The following is a 15,541-nucleotide window of genomic DNA, read 5'->3' as shown; positions in this document are numbered from 1 at the left end:
TTACTTCCACGGGGTAGACTGAATGTAAGAGTCTAGAAACTGTGCAATTGTTTTTAGAACGTTATCTGGAGATAACTTAGAGGTATTAATAACTAAATCATAAAGTGAGGTGTCTTGTATATCTATTCCGTAATATTTCCAAAACCTAAAATAGTGACTTTGCTCCCTGCTTAAGATTGAAAGAAGAGCTTGCTCATAGGTAATATTGTCTCTTGAAGCTATTCTCCTAGCCCTCTCCTCCAAGGGAGCCCAGAGGTATATACTTAGCGTCGATTCCCCAGCCAGAATCCACCCAGCGATATGAGACTCGATAACCACATTGGATTTCCTAGCTTCCATCAAGATTTCTCTATCTACCATTCTATCTATGTCGAAGTCACGTTCTGCTTGTTTATTTAATGATAGTAGATCTATACCCAAGCTTTGAGCCTTATTTCTGAAAATCTGACCGCCTGATAGAAATTTAAATCCATACTTTGAAGAGAGGGATTTCGCTATTGTTGTCTTACCGCTTCCAGAAGGACCGCTCACAACAAGAATCATGAAATTCCTCTCAGCGAGACCTTAATGTACTTACTTAAACATCGATGACAAAGATATCCACCAAACATCCTATTCTCCGATCTGAGGTTACCCCTCAGTAACTTTTTACAGGACGCACAAGTCTTGGAGTTTCTCCTCCTACTCTTTAGCAATGTTTTACTTTTTCCTGAAGGAGTTCTTCTAGAAATTTTTCTTAAAGAACTAGTCCTTTGAAAGGGTCTCATCTAGCATCCCCTATCTGAGTTATGGAGCTTAGTTTATATTTGCTTTGGGTCTTCTAAGCGAGAGTGGTGTAAACAGAAGAAAAGATAAAATATAGATCAAAATAGGACCCTCAACTACCTCGAATCTACCCGATACTCCTACTGTTAAAACAGGGATTGCGAAGGGGAGGAACACCTGGAAACTCATCGGAAAGACCAGAAACATGCCCACAATATAAAGCGCTAGCAGCAAAATAGACTGCATCATTGAATAAAAATAAATTACATTATTATATTTCTTTATATCTTTAGAGATTTTTCTGTAAACCCTTTCCCTTCTTTTAGAGGCAACCTTGTTCATTCTATTTTGTAAGCTGTCTAACTTCCCAATGTATTCGAATAGTCTCCTAGAAATTAAAAATCTATAAAATACATATATAATTAGATTGATCCCAAGAGATAAAAAGAGAATTAAAAAGATTTGATATGACATATTACATCAAAGAGAAGATATTATCTGATTAGCAGCAACTGCTGGATCGCCTTCCACATTTTTCACTACTTTTACGGATGCTCCAACTAACACAGCTGAAGCCATAGCTGAGAAGCGAGCAAAGTCCATAGTTTCCTTTATTACAGAAGGATCCGAGTAGTCTGTTCTGGATCTGGTCTTATCATTAGATTGTCTCTTCAATATTTGCTCCGGTTCACTCTCTATAAGAAATATAACCTGAGGCTGTAAGATCTCTATTATGTGCTTAGGTAAACCTGGTAAATAACCACCAGGTGTTCTGACTACCGCATGCGTGTCCAAAAATGACAGTCCGTCACCTAATGAAGACGCATCCCTAAAAATGTTCCTTGCGGCTTCAAGTTGTAGTTCTCTTTGCAAATTCAATGGTAATTTTCGTATCTCATCCCTATTATTAACATACTTCAGCTCTATTGCTGTCTTCAGCATATAGTCGCCGTAATTCATTATGATAAATTTTGCATTATTTTTTGTCAATATCTCCTTTATGGTATTTAACACAGTTGTTTTTCCTACTCCTGGGATTCCGGTTACGATCCCCAGCTTCAAACTTATTCACCTATCAGTCTCTTTAATAGAGGATACATCTCTATAGATCTTTCGTATGCCAAAAGGCTATAGTACTGCATGGCAATTGATACAGCTAAGAGTATACCTACGCCAGTTCCATACACCCCCAACAACGTAGCTCCAACCGCTATAACGCTGACAATCAGAGAACTGAAAAATGCCAGAGGATATATATACTTTGCCAACACTGCCTCAATCATTTTTGGACTATTTCTCATTCCAGGTATCTCTATTCCAGCGTCTACTAGATTTTGAGCTTGAGTGGCTGGATCCAAACCTGAAACTTCTACCCAGACTATTCCAAATAATATCCCTAACACAATGAAAACAGCGGAATATATGATCGCACCAATAGGATCTTCAACTACCGCATATACGCTGTGAGGTATTGTAGTGTTGGGAGGTGGGAAAATAAACGCAGACTGAATAGCGTTAAGGAAACTGCTTGCAGAGGATGAAATATAAGATGTCAATGATGAAAATAACTCTATATCTGCACCTAAGACGCTCACAAAGATTACTGGGATGCTGCTAACATAAAGGAAGTTAAGTGGTATAGTTCTCCTTATCCCCCTGAGCTTTTGTGAGGTGATTGGAATCTGAACATTTATGGATGTGAGATATATTATTAGGAAAATGAGAGAAATGGTGGTGATTAGACCGACTAAATCAGGTTGAAATGGTTTTGTTGTGTTCACTATTAAAGATAACAAGTCCCCATGATCTACAATTGTAGTTACTAGGGATGGGAAAAACCCAACAGGCAAATTCTGAGACTGGACGTTTACTATACCAAACATATACCAGAATATGATCTTCATCGTCCCAGCTAGGATGAATAGACTAACTCCAGAGCCCAGCCCCCATCCCTTCTGTATTAGCTCATCTAATAAAAGGATGAAATAAGTAGCGATGATTAGCTGGCCTGCTACAATCAAAGGTATGTTGAAATTTGTCAGCCCCGAAGATCTGCTAAGTGCGAATCCGAATAGAAATGATTCTATTAGAATGAAAATAAATGCAAGACCCTTTTGGGCCTCTGTAAACTTCGCCTTGTCGTCTTCATTATTTAGATTTAAGTTCAACAATTTAGAGCCTACTAAAATCTGCATTATTAGACCCGCTGTAATTATAGGACCTATACCAAGTTGGGCAAGAGTTCCAGCAGTGGACGCAAATATAACTTGTTCCAAAAGAAAATTACTTAATGAGGTGCTTTGAATTCCGTATAAAGGTACTGAAGACATAAGAAGGTAAACTACAACCCCAACAATTGACCACAATAATTTCTGATTTAGATTAGGCTTTTGTTCTGGTTTCTTTACAGCTGGTAATATCTGCCCTAACTTAGATAGGACGTCCGTAAATGACATAAACTTATCAAAACAGTTAGCTTGGACTGGTTAAAATAACTTGTCCACCGGCGTTTTCCACTTTTTCCCTTACTTTCTTAGTAACTTTTTTCACCTTTATAATCAGTGGAGTCGATACAGTTCCTCCCCCAAGTAGTTTCTCATAACCAGCCTTATCAAGATCGATCTCTAGTTTACCATCTGTCTTAGAAACGGGTAGTTTTCCTGATTCTACTAGTTCCATAAGCCTCCTTATTGTAATCGCTTTGACTCTCACAGAAGTGGGATTTACAAACCCATGCTTACCATACCAATCCTTACCGTACTTTACAACCCAAGACCATTTTTCTTTGTGCATACCTATATGTCTTCCTCCTTCTGCTCCCCTATCTCTATGTTGACCCTTTGTACCCCAGCCCATAGTCCTATGTCCTCTCATCTTCCTTGTCTTCTTAGACCTACGTACTACCATTTACACCATCCTCCTGACCAACTCATTTATAGCCTCTCCTCTATAGCCCAATTCTCCTCCGGATCCTAAAAACGCATTGATTTTCCCTTTAAAGCCCTTCCGAGGTGGATGGAGCCTTATTGGTAGCTTTAAAACATCTATATCTGACAACTTAATTTTTCCCTCAACCATGTTTTTAGTAAACTCTTCTAATGATATGTTGAGAGATTCCCTTAGAATTTTTTCATCTAATTTTCCCCTATATGTTTCCATCCTATACAGTAGGGCCTTTGCACCGTCCATATTAAGCTCTCCCCATGTGACGTATGATTGTACTTTTCGAAGAGACCCAATAATGCTCTCGTCCTTAGGAAAAACTATGGCGTTATATTGATTCTCAAGCCTTAACATTTTCAGGACTTCCTGAATGTTCCAGGGTGCAGACGCGCTCCCTCTAATCCTTATTACCAAAAGTGACGACATTTTAATCACCTTCACTTCCTTCTTGCCCAATCTATTGGGGTAATGAATTTATATGAGTTGTAGAGAGCTTTATACCCAGCCATAATGAAGTTATCAGTAGTCCTGGTTTCTCCTCTAGTGAATGACCATACGTCCTTTATTCCTGCATAAGTAAGTAATGTCTTTAATACTCCACCAGCTACTAGTCCGGTCCCCTTTGGAGCAGGTCTTAAAACAACCTCAGAGCTACCAGCTTTCCCTGAAACCAGGAATGGAAGGCTATGGGACTCGCCGCAAGTGCATTCCCAACTCCCGCATCCCCTTCTTACTGGTATCACATGCATCTTTGCATCTCTTATAGCCTTCTGTATAGCTACCCTTAATTGCTTTGACTTGCCTACACCAATACTCACATAACCATCGTAATTCCCCATGATAACTAAAACTTTATATCTAGATAGTTCACCCGCATCAGTCTGCTTTTGCACCATTCCTATGTCTAATACTTCATATTTCATGTTCGGCAACAACGCATCTATAATTTCTGGTTCCGCGATGTTCAGGTTTCTTGCATAAAGTTCTACTATTGAAGTAATCTTGCCCTCCTTTACAAGCTGGCCTACCTTTGTTCTAGGTTTCCACTCTTCTACATTAGATATGGGAACTTCCTCTGCCATCATTTCTCACCTGATTTTATTGCGTTAAGAACTTCCTTAAAATGTGAAGGAATGTCCTTGGGATCCAATCCGTTAGCAAGGTATCTAGAGAAGACTCTCTTATACTTCTCAGGGTCTTCTGCTTCAAGTCGCTTTGCGTACTCAGCAATATGAACCCCTTCTATCCTGTCCTTAATAACGCCAACGTCTCCCATAGGGATCTTTACGCCAGCATCTATAGCTCCCTTCAACGCATAAAATATCCTCGCCCCCTTAGTAGGTGTATATAGTCCTATATCAGCACTGGACTCCTTTATCCCAGACTTCGAGGCCCTCAGACCTGCAAGTAGACCGGTTAGATAACATGCTGCAGAATTATTTTCATCTCCCTTCCATCCAAACTTCCTTAGTTCTCTCGAGTGAGCTACTGCTACTGTTACGTCTCCCTTAGGGTCAAATTTTACGAATTGGACTATGACATACTTATTCGTTAACCTCACTACAACTCTCGTGGCCCTATTTATGACATAAGTATACCTTCTGTAGTAGTTTGTTTTGCCTTCCCTTCTCCTTCTGAACTTGACCTTATAACTTGGACCATTTCCCATGCTATCTCACTCCTTTAACTTTCCCATCTGCATCAGCGCAGACTTAACATCGCCCAAATTCTTAAAAGTTCCTCCTTTGGCCTTCACATACATTTCCCTATACGTTGAACTATCAATGACCTTATTATCCCTAAGCCACTGAAGGTATCTCCTTATCTTCCTTATCCTATTCATCCATTCATCTTTTCTATCTATCCTTGCTCCTTTCCTTCCGTTCTTACTCCCCATTCGCCTACCTTCACCCTTCCTTTTTCTATTTCTCCTTCTGACCTTTACCCTACCTCTACTGTTGCCTTTCTTTGAGAGGATTACGATTTTTCCTTCCTTGATTCTCTTCTTTATATCCTCCCTTGTCAACGATTCTGCAACTTCTTCAATATACTCTACAGGTATTCTTACCCTAGATAACCCAGCACCCTTTATATCTGCAGCTAATCTTTTTTGTAACTGAAGATCCGCCATAATTACTCACCGCATACCCTTAGTCCCATCTCTTTTGCCTTTTTAATAATTTCTAGCCTCTTCTTAAGCCCTAGAGAGCTCGACAATCTGACTATTACATCAGCCTTTTGATTTAACGAATCTAAATCCTTTTCACTTTTTATGAGAACCTCCCTTAACCCTGAGGGGTGAAGATACCTGATTGACTTGGGTTTCCTGAATCCTACACCTGCTGGCTTGGGAAACCCTTTGACCCTCAGCCTCGTCTTATTGTCTTGACCCCTTGTCCTTCTCCATCTCTCCTGCCTCTCTAATCTGTAGTATTTATCCCAATCATATCTTAGAAAATCAGGTATTTTACTCTTATACTTTAGTTTAAGCTTATATACAGCTCTTCTTCTTATAACATCCGACTTTATCTCGTTCATTCAATCACCTCTTTTTTGTAAATATAAATTCCATCTGAAAATATTCTCCTGTCAAAACCCCTTATTTTGGAAGCTAGCTCTATGTTGGATGCAGTTTGGGCAACTTTTTCTAAATCTAGCCCCTCTACGACTATATCCTCTCCCTTAAGACTCACCTTAACTCCAGGCATTATTTTAGCTACTCTAACGTTTTTCTCTCCAATTAAATTGGTTATTTGAACCTGATCACCACTTATTTTTACAGATATTGGAAAATGCGTGAATATTATCTTTAAATAATATCTATATCCCCCTTGGACTCCAGTAAACATGTTTTTGATATGCCTCATAATGCTGTAAAAAGTAGCCTTTTCTCTTCTACCTAAAAAGGATGCCTCTAGGACTATCTTGTTGCCCTTTAAGTAGATATTAATGAACTTAGCAAACGAGAAATCCCTGACTAGCTCTCCTTTTTTACCTTTTACCTTGACTGTCTTCCCATCTATACTGACAGTAATACCCTGGGGGATCTCGATTTCATCCATTAAAGAGACAGCTTGCATTCTCATTCACCTAATACACATAACCTAATATTACTCCACCCAGCCTCTGTCTTGCGGCTTCCTTATGGCTCATTACACCTTTGGACGTAGATACTATGATGATCCCTATTTCCTTGGATGGTAGGTATCTCCTAACGTTATCTGGTAAGCTAATCATTTCCCTGTAGGTCAAGGAGATCCTAGGTGTTATGGCACCGCATTTGTTTATTCTACCTAACAGCTGCACGACGATTTTACCCCATCTTCCATCATCTATAAATTCGAACTCTCCTACGTAACCTTCTTTTTGCATAGTCCTCAAAACATTAATAATTAATTTCGATGAGGGCATTATAATAGCCTGTTTATTTCTTCTAGTTTCATTATTATACAACGTGCTTAAAGCATTAGATAATGTATTTATGACTGTCATCACCTTTCACCTCAATCTCTTAAATCCTAACGGGTACCCTACTTCCCTAAAACACTGCCTGCATAAGTATATTCCGTATTTCTGAATCACCGAATCAGTACTGCCACATCTCCTGCAGTACTGAACCCCCTTTCCATGTTTCCTCTCAGCCGGTGGTTTATATTTCCCCACTTATTCTCACCTCAAACAATAACCACTCCAAATTTATCCGCGAGGAACTTAGCCGATTCCTCTTTTCTGACCCTCGCAGAATCAGGTATACGTGACTTCTTTCTTTTCCTTTTCGATATTCTGAATCCAGGTCTTTCAAAGGTAATGGCTACATCGAGCCCAAATATACCCACTTCAGGGTCATATCTAGTGCCGGGTATTATCACATGTTCCGCGATACCAAAACTTACATTTCCGTGTCTGTCAAAACTGGAAGATTTTATCTTATAATTTACGGCAGCTAATACTTTCTTAAGAAAGTCCTCAGCTTTTTGTCCCCTCAGTGTCACCATAACCCCTATCGGGGCACCCTTTCTCACATCAAACTCCTTTATTGATTTCTTTGCCTTAGTATATACTGGCTTTGCATTAGTGAGCTCTTCCAGTAACTGAAAAGCCTTCTGTAACCTCTCGCCTGATTCGCCGAGACCTATATTTACTGTAACTTTAGCTATCTTAATCTGACGCATTGGATTGTTTTTTTGAAGCGTTTGCTCACTCATTTTACTCCACCTTAATTTCAGGTTTCTCTTGACCTATAACCATTAGATTTTCAAGGTTAGTCTCGTATTCAGATCCGTCAGCACTTTTAATTATAACTATCGAGTATCTTCGGGTTTTGTAGGAAGCTGATTGAAGCTTCTTTAGTTGGCCTATTATTCCAGCGTTCTTTCCACCTATAGCCATCACATAGGATTCTTCCTTGATGGGGAAAGTTCCCAAGATTTCCTGTTTAGGTATAGATAACTTTAACGTGGTTAAAGTAGGAATCTTAATCAGATCAGAGGAGCTATCGGAAAGCAAGATGTTCCTTCCATCCTCAAGGTTGAGCTGAAATCTTCCATTCTTGGTAAGGGTTTTGTTCATAAGCCTTACTAATTTAAAGCCACTTTCGTCCTCACTTATCTTAATGGGCTTAAGTAACCTCGCTTTATCTGGGATTACTCTGAAGTAAAGATTAGCCTTCGGTATGCTTATAACGTCCATCAGACCCACCGGAAACTTATAATCTCTCCTTATTCTCCCATCCACCAGTACAGATCCGTCCGAAATGATCTTCTTCGACTCTTTGAGGGTAGATGCTACTCTCAAGTAATCTCTCAAGAGAAGTCCTAAAGGAATTGACCTTGATATCGGATGAGGACCTGGTGACGCTCTTACTGTCCACTTATAGTCCTTCTTACTGGCCTTCAAGAACCAAGGTGCTTCTAGTCTTGTAATGTGGACCATTACTTCTTACCTCCTTCCTGTTGACCTTTAGTGCTTTGGGAAACCCTATTTATTACTTCCTTGCGCTTAGGATCGTCGAGAGTTAATTTAGTTATAACTACCTTAGAGGCATGAATCTTGATATATACCGGAGTACCGTCAGCCTTCTTTCTAGTAAGTCCCTCAATTGATATTCTCCCAGTCTCTGGAAAAACCTGAGTAACCTTTCCCTCAAATCCGTAATTATCACCTCTCATAACCCTCACAGTGTCATCCGTTCTTATCTGAACCCTCTTTCTTCCATACTCTTTTACTAGCTCTTCTGAAAGTTTAGCGGTCAAAGTTTTCTTCTTCAATTGTAAAGTATTTACCATTTCACTCAACCTCAAATTATAAAGGTAGCCAAGCTAGCTACCTTTGGCCATCTTTCAGCGGCTTCTCTTGCGACAGGCCCCCTAATCTCAGTACCTTTGGCTGTACCGTCGGGATTTACAATCACTACAGCGTTATCCTCAAAGGAGATCCAATTCCCATCAGGTCTCCTGAAAGGCATCCTCTGCCTTATAACAACTGCCTTAAACTTCTGCTTTCTTACCTCTGGAGTGCCCTTTCTTACGGATACCATTACCAAATCCCCTACGTTGGCATAAGGAACCCTTCTAAGAGCTCCTCTATATCCAAAGACATTTATAATAACTGCCTCTTTGCCCCCACTATTGTCTGATACCACAACATTCGTGTAGTTTTGAACAGCCGGGGTAAGACCCTTTCTCGATCCTAACATCTGCATTTTTTCGGGCATCTAGCATTCACCTCTTACCTAACACCACAAAAGATACTGATTTCGATATGGGTTTAGTTTCACCAATTAGAACCCTATCTCCTTCCTTAATGTCTAAACATGGAGGCACATGGGCATGTATTCTGCTAGACCTTCTTTCGTACCTTTTATACTTATGATCGTAGAATAAATAAGTTCTCTCGACAACTCCCATCTTATTAGCCCTATTTTTAACTAGGGTACCCTCTATGAGGATACCTCTCACTCTTAAACTCCCATGGTAAGGGCAATCCATATCATCGCACTCCTTAGAGGGAGGCGTAATCCCTGGAATGCCCACACTTTTCGGTTTTATTTGAGACATGAGATCATTTCACCCTTTTTACCGGCTTACCCACTAAGGCTTCGCCTAATATAGTAAATCGGTCTCTTTTAAAAGCTAACTCATAAATGCCAGATGCCTTATACACAATTATTTTTTTGGCTCCAGTGTCAAGGATAAAGGTTTTCTCGCCCTCGAATATAACCTTACCCTTTTTTCCAATAAGAGAAGAATCGGAATGGAAAAGAATTTTTATTTCAGAATTAATTATATCTAGTTTAGAAAATCCTATCTTCCTCATGTTGATTGTCTTTTAGATCTTTTTCTTTCTCCCATAATGGTTAAAATCTTAGCTACCTCTTTTCTTTTGTTTCTGATCAAAGATGTATTCTTTAGGGTACCCATCCTAGCCTCAGCCCTATTCTTAATTAGATCTGCCTCTAACTCCTCTAATCTCTTTTTTAATTCTTCATCAGATTTATTTCTGAGTTCCTTACTCAGCTTGCTCACTGCTCTCCTCCCCCTGTGATGGTCTCTGCTCTTCATCTATTATTCTCACGTTAGTTACCCTAACTTCTCCTCCCGAGGATTCAGTACCCTCCTTTAATGAGATCTTATCGATACTCCTTATGGGTTTAGTAATAACAACTTCTACACCATATATTCCCATTTTTAAGGTAGCTATCGCAATTGCCCTATCTACCATCACATCCAAATTATTACCCGTCTTGTAGACGATTCCTTCCTTTAACTTCTCGAATTTTGCTCTCTCTGACGTAATTTTACCGCTTACAATAACCTCAGCACCTATTGCACCTGCATTCATTATTTTCCTTATTGTGATAAACGCAGCCCTTCTGAAATGATAACCCCTTTCTAGAGTTACAGCGAGCCTGAAAGCCATAACCCTGGCGTTCAATTCAGGTTTCTCAGGAGGAGCTACAGTTATCTGAGGGTTCTCCAGATTGAAATACTTCTCCAGTATTTGAGCTAATCTCTTTATAGTTCTTCCATCCTTGCCTATTATTATTGCAGGTCTTCCCGCATATATTGTAACCCTCGTACCCATCGGCGTTTTGCTTATTTCAGTACCAGCATACTCAGCATTATAGTACTCTTTGGCTAGGAATTCGTCCACCATTACTCTCGTCATTGACTTCTGGAGAAAATACTTCTTTACATCAACCATGACTCACACCTCACCAACGATTACCTCTATATGGGAGGTCCTGTTGTATTTCTTAGTGGCCCTCCCAAAGGCCCTAGGTAAATACCTCTTTATTATAATTCCTTTATGGGAAGCAATATGAATTACCTTAAGCTTATCCTCGTCCAGACCTTTGCCCTGAGCGTTAGCCCGAGCGTTTTCCAAGGCCCTTAGCACGTACTTAATGGCCTTGATTGGATATCTACCACTTTTTACATTCCACTTTTTGGATATATTGGATTTATGGGAAGCCCCATGATTATATCTCCAATAAGGCATTGCTTCCTTTTTGTCTAGAACTCTTTGAAGAAATTCCTTAGCCTCGTTAACATTCATTCCCCTAATTGACCTTGAAACGTTATAAAGATCCTTAATAGATACTGGAGCGTTCCTTACAACAGCCTTTCCAATTCTGCTTTCATCAAGCCCTACATCCGGATATGTCCAAGATCCCATGAATATCACCCTTTCATTGCCATAAACAAGCTAGATCTCGTAGCCTTAAGTCCTGGCTCTCCATGTTCAACCTTTTGCAAGGTAATAGAGAACTCCCCGAGGTAATGTCCGATCATCTCAGGAACTACCTGGAACTCCACGAATTGTTTACCGTTGTAAACTGCGAATTTCAGACCTATCATTTCTGGCAGAATTACTAGACTTCTCACATGAGTCTTGATGGGTTTATCCACCTTGTTCTCTCTTCTTAATTTTCTGATCTTCTCAATCAAAGACCTCTCAGAGGGAGTGAAACCTCGCTTCAAGGACCTCCTCTGCCTTGATGGAAGTAGCTTTACAAACTCATCCATGGGCATCGTCAATAACTCATCAAGACCTTTACCCCTGTACTTAAACTTTTTCCACTCTGCAGGTATTTCTTGAGACATCTACCAATCAATCCCCTTTACATTATTTAAATTCACTTCCTATCCTTCCTCCCAGTTCTACGGGCCGCAATATGCCCAACCTTTCTCCCTGGAGGAGCATTTCTGGAAACTGTACTTGATCTGCTAACGCTTTGATGTAGACCTCCACCATGCGGATGGGATACAACGTTCATGGCAACTCCTCTTACGTGTGGCCACTTCTTAGCCTTCACCTTATACTTCCAGTAATTGTTACCGGCCTTAAGTAGAGGCTTTTCCAAGACCCCACCACCAGCAACCACTCCCACTGTTACTAAAGCGTCCTCATCCACTCCCTTAATCTTCCCCGAAGGAAGTCTAATTAACACTTTACCCTCACTTTTTCCTATAACGATTGCATATGATCCAGCAGATCTAGCATATCTCCCTCCATCTCCCCTATGAAGCTCTATGTTGCAAACATTTGCCCCTTCTGGTAATTCCTTGGCTGGAAGGATATTACCCATTGCTGGAGACGCACCTTCACCTATTTCCACTTTCTGACCAGTAACTAAACCTTGGACAGCAGAAATATAGAAACTTTCCCCAGTATCCATTTTTATCTTAGCAACAGGTTCTAACATCCCTGGATTATGTAAAATATCAACTACCTTTCCAATATGATGACCCTTAACCCTAGGATACCTTACTTCCCCAACTCTTAACCAACCTGGGTTCCTAAAATTCTTGTTTCCTCTTCCAGCTCTTTGTTGAAGTAACTTCTTTCCCATTTATATCACCTTAAATCATAATATACCAATCTTCTGCGCCACCTCGGATGCCTTAAACTCAGACGTCAACTTCACGTAAGCCTTTTTTTCTCCTTTTGATGTAATCAATGTATTAACCTTTTCGACCTTTACTCCAAAGGATTTTTCTACATCTCTTTTGATTGTGGTCTTGTTATCGTCAATATCCACTACTAGAACAAGCGTATTATTAGATTCTAATAGCTTTACAGTCTTTTCTGTCGATATAACTTCCCTTATCATTTTGGCGACATCCCTCCAAATCTATTTTCCAGCTCCTTAATGGACGACTCGGTATATATTACTAATCTGCCTGGATGACCGCCTGGTGCTAAATGTATAATACTTAACTCTTTTGCTGAAATTACATCGACCCCAGGTAAATTGGATGCTGCCTTGACAACGGGAAGCTTGGAATCATGAACTACTAGCAATGGTCCCCTAGTTCTCTTATATCTTCTACCTCTCATTTTTCCTTTACCCGCTCTGACTCTCTTATTTTTGGCTCTCTTGAGCTCTTCGCTTAGCCCAATCTTAGTCAATACATCTTCTAGATCTGATGATTTCGATATATTTCCGAGATCATCTGTAACAATCAGAGGTAGATCTAATTTCACTTTATGCCCTCTAGAAATAACAAATCTTGGTATAGTGGTGGAAGCTAAACCGCTTAATATGGCAAGCCTTTTTTCTTTTTCGTTGATTTCCTCTACTATTCTTTCTCTAGTCGAAGGGGGGAAAGCAAGCCTACCCCCAACCGTGTTGGGTGCTAAGGCTCCCTCTCCCGCACCCCTTATACGAGGTACCCTTGCCAAACCTAAGTTTATCCCGAAGCTCTTAGCTGTAGTTCTTTTGCCTGCAGCTGGATCTCGTCCCTTGGGTTGAAGACCCTTTGTAAAAGAGGAGTGGAAAGCTCTCCTGATAAGGTCTTTCCTAACTGGAAAGCTGAAAAACTTAGGTAAAGAAATCTCCTTTACTTTATTACCTGAGAGGTCAATTACCTGAGCCTTCTTTTCAACTAATTGGAAGAACACATTCTCACCCCTGCTTACTGTTTAAATCCACGTATGTAATTTTAGGAACTGCCAATTGTGTTGAATATGGCCTTATTGGATACCTTAGGAATAGTGGCCTCTTAATGCTCCCAATGGTTGATCCCTCAATCAAAACGTAGGTGTTCTTAACCAATCCGTACCTGACAAACCCTCCCTTTGGATTGACCTGTTGAATATCGTTGGAAATTTTTAGGATTCTCTTGTTATATTCGGTTCTTCTGTGATATCCCATTTGACCTGGTTGCGGAACGTAGCTTGGAGTTCCCAAAGATGGTCCCTTTGTCCCTACTTTTCTACTTCCCTTTCTATGTTTGTGCCACCTTGGAAGCTCCTGAACACCGTACCTTTTTATTACTCCTTGAAATCCATGCCCTTTAGTAACTCCAATAATATCTATTAGTTGTCCTTCCTTAAAGACATCGGTAATATTGATTTCCTTACCTAGCATTTTAATACCATACTCCACTTGACTCTTTACATCCGAACCGCCAATTTGGATTTCGACAATATCTGGAGTCTTCTTCCCTAAAGAGGGTATTAAAAAGGGTTTAGTCGAGACTAGTAATCTCAACGAAAAGATTTTATCAATTTTTGATTGAATATTATCAGCGGATTTCTTTATTTTTTCAGAATCAAGTTTTAGCGATTTAATCCTCCGCTGTACATATTTTTTTGTATTTTCGTCTAATTCTCCCCAAACTTCTCCTAAAACTGCTGGTTCCCCCATGGGATTAAACCCATAAGCTCTGAGTGCCAACACGGTTAACGGAGGAGTTTCCAAAACAACAGTCGGAACATAAATCTCCTTCCCAAACATAGATGAGGACCTATCCTCATCTATCATGAAAACATGCGTCATTCCCACCTTATAACCAACGAAACCCAATAACGTAGGATTTGATAGGTTTAAGGTAGGATAAGATCTAGGAGATGGTAACAGTTCCTCAGATCTCTTCCTTGGTCTTAAACCTGCCGAGCCTCGTCTAGGCGAAGATAGCTTCCTATGTCCCATCCTATTCCCCTTTTTCTATCACACACTAAGCAGACGGGTAATAAATCTAATGTCTTTGAATTCGCTGGAATCAAGTTACTTTCCATGCTTATGTCCAGAAGTTCGAGTAAGATACATATTTGCTATATCTTTAATAATATTAACAAATAAATTATCTAGAACCTATGATAATAAAATGTTCAAAATACTTAAACCGGCCATTAATGCTTCTTTAGATCTTACATCTGTTGCGCCCTGCTTGGGCAAAAAGTTAAATGAAGGAATTCCTGAGAACTTCCTCAATATCCCACCTTCTGGCGGTCCAACAAGAACCGTGATTCCAGTCCTGTAATACATTTCCCGTAGTAGTTTAGCCTTGTCCTGTGGATCGTAACCGGATCTGCTTGCCAAAATTAGATTATCCATTTGCTCAATTCTTTTACTATTAACGATTTCGAGTTGCGGCCCTTCATAAAAAATAGAAACATAATCGACAAATTCCGGCTTCTTCGAGTCTATTATCATAATGAAACTTGTATTTGGGCTATATGCCTCTATTCCTCGTATCCCAGTTTCATGATTTTCCGTAACCCTAATCTCGCCCTCCACTAGCCCATTGGACACTGCGTGGTAAGGAATATTGATGGGTTGAGTTAGACCTACCTTCTTTAGATCCTCATCAATAGGGATTAATTTCTTTAAATAAGGAGGTTTCAGTGTATATTTCAATAATTTAGAGAATAAAACAGTTATATGTTCTAATCCACGATCTTTGACAAGATATATTTTTGTGACTCTAGTTATGGAAAAAAATCTAATGAGGTCTGACATTTCCCTTGTGAGTAACGATAAATTACTATAAATACTAAACATTTGAGGGTAAATAACGACGTTAAGTTCATGTGACCTAGGGAA

At 39.8% G+C, this 15,541-nt stretch carries 28 protein-coding genes; all 28 read right to left on the bottom strand.

Features of this window, described 5'->3' with window-relative positions:
• The 28 genes from cmk to GWK48_RS05625 all read right to left on the bottom strand — a co-directional run bounded on the left by cmk (position 1) and on the right by GWK48_RS05625 (position 15,457).
• A complete protein-coding gene (gene cmk, locus GWK48_RS05765) occupies positions 1 to 543 on the bottom strand; it encodes a (d)CMP kinase (RefSeq protein ID WP_174630422.1) in 543 nt (180 codons plus the stop codon).
• A 252-nt stretch (positions 544 to 795) separates the two neighbouring features.
• Positions 796 to 1,107: a hypothetical protein gene (locus GWK48_RS05755; protein ID WP_246263926.1), complete on the bottom strand. Its 312-nt coding sequence runs from the start codon at positions 1,105 to 1,107 to the stop codon at positions 796 to 798.
• Positions 1,108 to 1,245: 138 nt separating this feature from the next.
• Positions 1,246 to 1,827 carry an adenylate kinase gene (locus GWK48_RS05750; RefSeq protein WP_174630416.1) on the bottom strand — a complete coding sequence of 194 codons (582 nt, stop codon included), beginning with the start codon at positions 1,825 to 1,827 and terminating at the stop codon, positions 1,246 to 1,248.
• A 2-nt stretch (positions 1,828 to 1,829) separates the two neighbouring features.
• The gene (secY, locus tag GWK48_RS05745) at positions 1,830 to 3,221 is read right to left on the bottom strand and encodes a preprotein translocase subunit SecY (protein WP_174630414.1); all 1,392 of its coding nucleotides are present in this window, start codon (positions 3,219 to 3,221) and stop codon (positions 1,830 to 1,832) included.
• Between the two features lie 16 nt (positions 3,222 to 3,237).
• The gene (locus GWK48_RS05740) at positions 3,238 to 3,672 is read right to left on the bottom strand and encodes an uL15 family ribosomal protein (protein ID WP_174630412.1); all 435 of its coding nucleotides are present in this window, start codon (positions 3,670 to 3,672) and stop codon (positions 3,238 to 3,240) included.
• Positions 3,673 to 4,134, bottom strand: a complete 462-nt coding sequence (locus tag GWK48_RS05735; protein WP_174630410.1) for a 50S ribosomal protein L30 — start codon at positions 4,132 to 4,134, stop codon at positions 3,673 to 3,675.
• Between the two features lie 11 nt (positions 4,135 to 4,145).
• On the bottom strand, positions 4,146 to 4,790 hold the full coding sequence (locus GWK48_RS05730) for a 30S ribosomal protein S5 (protein ID WP_174630408.1): 645 nt from the start codon (positions 4,788 to 4,790) through the stop codon (positions 4,146 to 4,148).
• A complete protein-coding gene (locus tag GWK48_RS05725) occupies positions 4,790 to 5,377 on the bottom strand; it encodes a 50S ribosomal protein L18 (protein ID WP_174630406.1) in 588 nt (195 codons plus the stop codon). The genes GWK48_RS05730 and GWK48_RS05725 overlap by 1 nt, the downstream gene beginning before the upstream one ends.
• A 6-nt stretch (positions 5,378 to 5,383) precedes the next feature.
• Complete coding sequence (locus GWK48_RS05720; protein WP_174630404.1) at positions 5,384 to 5,839, bottom strand: 50S ribosomal protein L19e; 456 nt, start codon at positions 5,837 to 5,839, stop codon at positions 5,384 to 5,386.
• Positions 5,840 to 5,841: 2 nt separating this feature from the next.
• Positions 5,842 to 6,246, bottom strand: coding sequence for a 50S ribosomal protein L32e (locus GWK48_RS05715; RefSeq protein WP_174630403.1), 405 nt, complete (start codon positions 6,244 to 6,246; stop codon positions 5,842 to 5,844).
• A complete protein-coding gene (locus GWK48_RS05710; protein WP_174630401.1) occupies positions 6,243 to 6,788 on the bottom strand; it encodes a 50S ribosomal protein L6 in 546 nt (181 codons plus the stop codon). Before GWK48_RS05710 ends, GWK48_RS05715 begins: the two co-directional genes overlap by 4 nt.
• Before the next feature lie 10 nt (positions 6,789 to 6,798).
• Entirely contained in the window at positions 6,799 to 7,200 is a 402-nt protein-coding gene (locus tag GWK48_RS05705; RefSeq protein ID WP_174630399.1) for a 30S ribosomal protein S8, read from the bottom strand.
• A 6-nt stretch (positions 7,201 to 7,206) separates the two neighbouring features.
• Positions 7,207 to 7,371, bottom strand: a complete 165-nt coding sequence (locus GWK48_RS05700) for a 30S ribosomal protein S14 (RefSeq protein WP_174630397.1) — start codon at positions 7,369 to 7,371, stop codon at positions 7,207 to 7,209.
• A gap of 11 nt (positions 7,372 to 7,382) precedes the next feature.
• Positions 7,383 to 7,913: a 50S ribosomal protein L5 gene (locus GWK48_RS05695; protein WP_174630395.1), complete on the bottom strand. Its 531-nt coding sequence runs from the start codon at positions 7,911 to 7,913 to the stop codon at positions 7,383 to 7,385.
• Position 7,914: 1 nt separating this feature from the next.
• Positions 7,915 to 8,640: a 30S ribosomal protein S4e gene (locus tag GWK48_RS05690; protein ID WP_174630394.1), complete on the bottom strand. Its 726-nt coding sequence runs from the start codon at positions 8,638 to 8,640 to the stop codon at positions 7,915 to 7,917.
• On the bottom strand, positions 8,640 to 8,993 hold the full coding sequence (rplX, locus tag GWK48_RS05685) for a 50S ribosomal protein L24 (RefSeq protein ID WP_174630392.1): 354 nt from the start codon (positions 8,991 to 8,993) through the stop codon (positions 8,640 to 8,642). The genes GWK48_RS05690 and rplX overlap by 1 nt, the downstream gene beginning before the upstream one ends.
• A gap of 11 nt (positions 8,994 to 9,004) precedes the next feature.
• On the bottom strand, positions 9,005 to 9,421 hold the full coding sequence (locus tag GWK48_RS05680; protein ID WP_174630390.1) for a 50S ribosomal protein L14: 417 nt from the start codon (positions 9,419 to 9,421) through the stop codon (positions 9,005 to 9,007).
• A gap of 7 nt (positions 9,422 to 9,428) precedes the next feature.
• A complete protein-coding gene (locus GWK48_RS05675) occupies positions 9,429 to 9,764 on the bottom strand; it encodes a 30S ribosomal protein S17 (protein ID WP_174630388.1) in 336 nt (111 codons plus the stop codon).
• A 4-nt stretch (positions 9,765 to 9,768) separates the two neighbouring features.
• Positions 9,769 to 10,023 carry a ribonuclease P protein subunit gene (locus tag GWK48_RS05670; protein ID WP_174630386.1) on the bottom strand — a complete coding sequence of 85 codons (255 nt, stop codon included), beginning with the start codon at positions 10,021 to 10,023 and terminating at the stop codon, positions 9,769 to 9,771.
• On the bottom strand, positions 10,020 to 10,232 hold the full coding sequence (gene rpmC / locus GWK48_RS05665; protein ID WP_246263925.1) for a 50S ribosomal protein L29: 213 nt from the start codon (positions 10,230 to 10,232) through the stop codon (positions 10,020 to 10,022). Before rpmC ends, GWK48_RS05670 begins: the two co-directional genes overlap by 4 nt.
• The gene (locus GWK48_RS05660) at positions 10,216 to 10,911 is read right to left on the bottom strand and encodes a 30S ribosomal protein S3 (RefSeq protein ID WP_174630383.1); all 696 of its coding nucleotides are present in this window, start codon (positions 10,909 to 10,911) and stop codon (positions 10,216 to 10,218) included. Before GWK48_RS05660 ends, rpmC begins: the two co-directional genes overlap by 17 nt.
• 3 nt (positions 10,912 to 10,914) lie before the next feature.
• Positions 10,915 to 11,385, bottom strand: coding sequence for a 50S ribosomal protein L22 (locus GWK48_RS05655; protein WP_174630381.1), 471 nt, complete (start codon positions 11,383 to 11,385; stop codon positions 10,915 to 10,917).
• A 5-nt stretch (positions 11,386 to 11,390) separates the two neighbouring features.
• Entirely contained in the window at positions 11,391 to 11,813 is a 423-nt protein-coding gene (locus tag GWK48_RS05650) for a 30S ribosomal protein S19 (RefSeq protein WP_174630379.1), read from the bottom strand.
• Between the two features lie 32 nt (positions 11,814 to 11,845).
• Entirely contained in the window at positions 11,846 to 12,562 is a 717-nt protein-coding gene (locus GWK48_RS05645; RefSeq protein WP_174630377.1) for a 50S ribosomal protein L2, read from the bottom strand.
• 15 nt (positions 12,563 to 12,577) lie between these two features.
• Positions 12,578 to 12,823 carry a 50S ribosomal protein L23 gene (locus tag GWK48_RS05640; RefSeq protein ID WP_174630375.1) on the bottom strand — a complete coding sequence of 82 codons (246 nt, stop codon included), beginning with the start codon at positions 12,821 to 12,823 and terminating at the stop codon, positions 12,578 to 12,580.
• Positions 12,820 to 13,614, bottom strand: a complete 795-nt coding sequence (rpl4p, locus tag GWK48_RS05635) for a 50S ribosomal protein L4 (RefSeq protein ID WP_174630373.1) — start codon at positions 13,612 to 13,614, stop codon at positions 12,820 to 12,822. The genes GWK48_RS05640 and rpl4p overlap by 4 nt, the downstream gene beginning before the upstream one ends.
• Positions 13,615 to 13,618: 4 nt before the next feature.
• Positions 13,619 to 14,647, bottom strand: a complete 1,029-nt coding sequence (locus GWK48_RS05630) for a 50S ribosomal protein L3 (protein WP_174630371.1) — start codon at positions 14,645 to 14,647, stop codon at positions 13,619 to 13,621.
• A gap of 162 nt (positions 14,648 to 14,809) precedes the next feature.
• Positions 14,810 to 15,457 (bottom strand): RNA methyltransferase, encoded by a 648-nt coding sequence (locus GWK48_RS05625; RefSeq protein WP_246263924.1) that lies wholly within the window; start codon positions 15,455 to 15,457, stop codon positions 14,810 to 14,812.
• Positions 15,458 to 15,541 lie beyond the last annotated feature (84 nt).

The sequence above is a fragment of the Metallosphaera tengchongensis genome, assembly GCF_013343295.1.
Taxonomy (GTDB): Archaea; Thermoproteota; Thermoprotei_A; order Sulfolobales; family Sulfolobaceae; genus Metallosphaera; species Metallosphaera tengchongensis.
Note: the sequence above shows the minus strand (reverse complement) of the source record. Positions and strands in the feature narration are given on the sequence as shown.

Bases quoted from the DNA above. Each gene is read 5' to 3' on its own strand.
- GWK48_RS05655 (WP_174630381.1), bottom strand. From the start codon at position 11,385: ATGGGATCTTGGACATATCCGGATGTAGGGCTTGATGAAAGCAGAATT.
- GWK48_RS05730 (WP_174630408.1), bottom strand. From the start codon at position 4,790: ATGGCAGAGGAAGTTCCCATATCTAATGTAGAAGAGTGGAAACCTAGA.
- cmk (WP_174630422.1), bottom strand. From the start codon at position 543: ATGATTCTTGTTGTGAGCGGTCCTTCTGGAAGCGGTAAGACAACAATA.
- GWK48_RS05705 (WP_174630399.1), bottom strand. From the start codon at position 7,200: ATGACAGTCATAAATACATTATCTAATGCTTTAAGCACGTTGTATAAT.
- rplX (WP_174630392.1), bottom strand. From the start codon at position 8,993: ATGGTAAATACTTTACAATTGAAGAAGAAAACTTTGACCGCTAAACTT.
- GWK48_RS05670 (WP_174630386.1), bottom strand. From the start codon at position 10,023: ATGAGGAAGATAGGATTTTCTAAACTAGATATAATTAATTCTGAAATA.
- GWK48_RS05625 (WP_246263924.1), bottom strand. From the start codon at position 15,457: ATGTCAGACCTCATTAGATTTTTTTCCATAACTAGAGTCACAAAAATA.
- GWK48_RS05630 (WP_174630371.1), bottom strand. From the start codon at position 14,647: ATGGGACATAGGAAGCTATCTTCGCCTAGACGAGGCTCGGCAGGTTTA.
- GWK48_RS05675 (WP_174630388.1), bottom strand. From the start codon at position 9,764: ATGTCTCAAATAAAACCGAAAAGTGTGGGCATTCCAGGGATTACGCCT.
- GWK48_RS05710 (WP_174630401.1), bottom strand. From the start codon at position 6,788: ATGCAAGCTGTCTCTTTAATGGATGAAATCGAGATCCCCCAGGGTATT.
- GWK48_RS05680 (WP_174630390.1), bottom strand. From the start codon at position 9,421: ATGCCCGAAAAAATGCAGATGTTAGGATCGAGAAAGGGTCTTACCCCG.
- GWK48_RS05725 (WP_174630406.1), bottom strand. From the start codon at position 5,377: ATGGGAAATGGTCCAAGTTATAAGGTCAAGTTCAGAAGGAGAAGGGAA.
- GWK48_RS05690 (WP_174630394.1), bottom strand. From the start codon at position 8,640: ATGGTCCACATTACAAGACTAGAAGCACCTTGGTTCTTGAAGGCCAGT.
- GWK48_RS05715 (WP_174630403.1), bottom strand. From the start codon at position 6,246: ATGAACGAGATAAAGTCGGATGTTATAAGAAGAAGAGCTGTATATAAG.
- GWK48_RS05645 (WP_174630377.1), bottom strand. From the start codon at position 12,562: ATGGGAAAGAAGTTACTTCAACAAAGAGCTGGAAGAGGAAACAAGAAT.
- GWK48_RS05735 (WP_174630410.1), bottom strand. From the start codon at position 4,134: ATGTCGTCACTTTTGGTAATAAGGATTAGAGGGAGCGCGTCTGCACCC.
- GWK48_RS05740 (WP_174630412.1), bottom strand. From the start codon at position 3,672: ATGGTAGTACGTAGGTCTAAGAAGACAAGGAAGATGAGAGGACATAGG.
- secY (WP_174630414.1), bottom strand. From the start codon at position 3,221: ATGTCATTTACGGACGTCCTATCTAAGTTAGGGCAGATATTACCAGCT.
- GWK48_RS05640 (WP_174630375.1), bottom strand. From the start codon at position 12,823: ATGATAAGGGAAGTTATATCGACAGAAAAGACTGTAAAGCTATTAGAA.
- GWK48_RS05720 (WP_174630404.1), bottom strand. From the start codon at position 5,839: ATGGCGGATCTTCAGTTACAAAAAAGATTAGCTGCAGATATAAAGGGT.
- GWK48_RS05650 (WP_174630379.1), bottom strand. From the start codon at position 11,813: ATGTCTCAAGAAATACCTGCAGAGTGGAAAAAGTTTAAGTACAGGGGT.
- GWK48_RS05755 (WP_246263926.1), bottom strand. From the start codon at position 1,107: ATGAACAAGGTTGCCTCTAAAAGAAGGGAAAGGGTTTACAGAAAAATC.
- GWK48_RS05660 (WP_174630383.1), bottom strand. From the start codon at position 10,911: ATGGTTGATGTAAAGAAGTATTTTCTCCAGAAGTCAATGACGAGAGTA.
- GWK48_RS05695 (WP_174630395.1), bottom strand. From the start codon at position 7,913: ATGAGTGAGCAAACGCTTCAAAAAAACAATCCAATGCGTCAGATTAAG.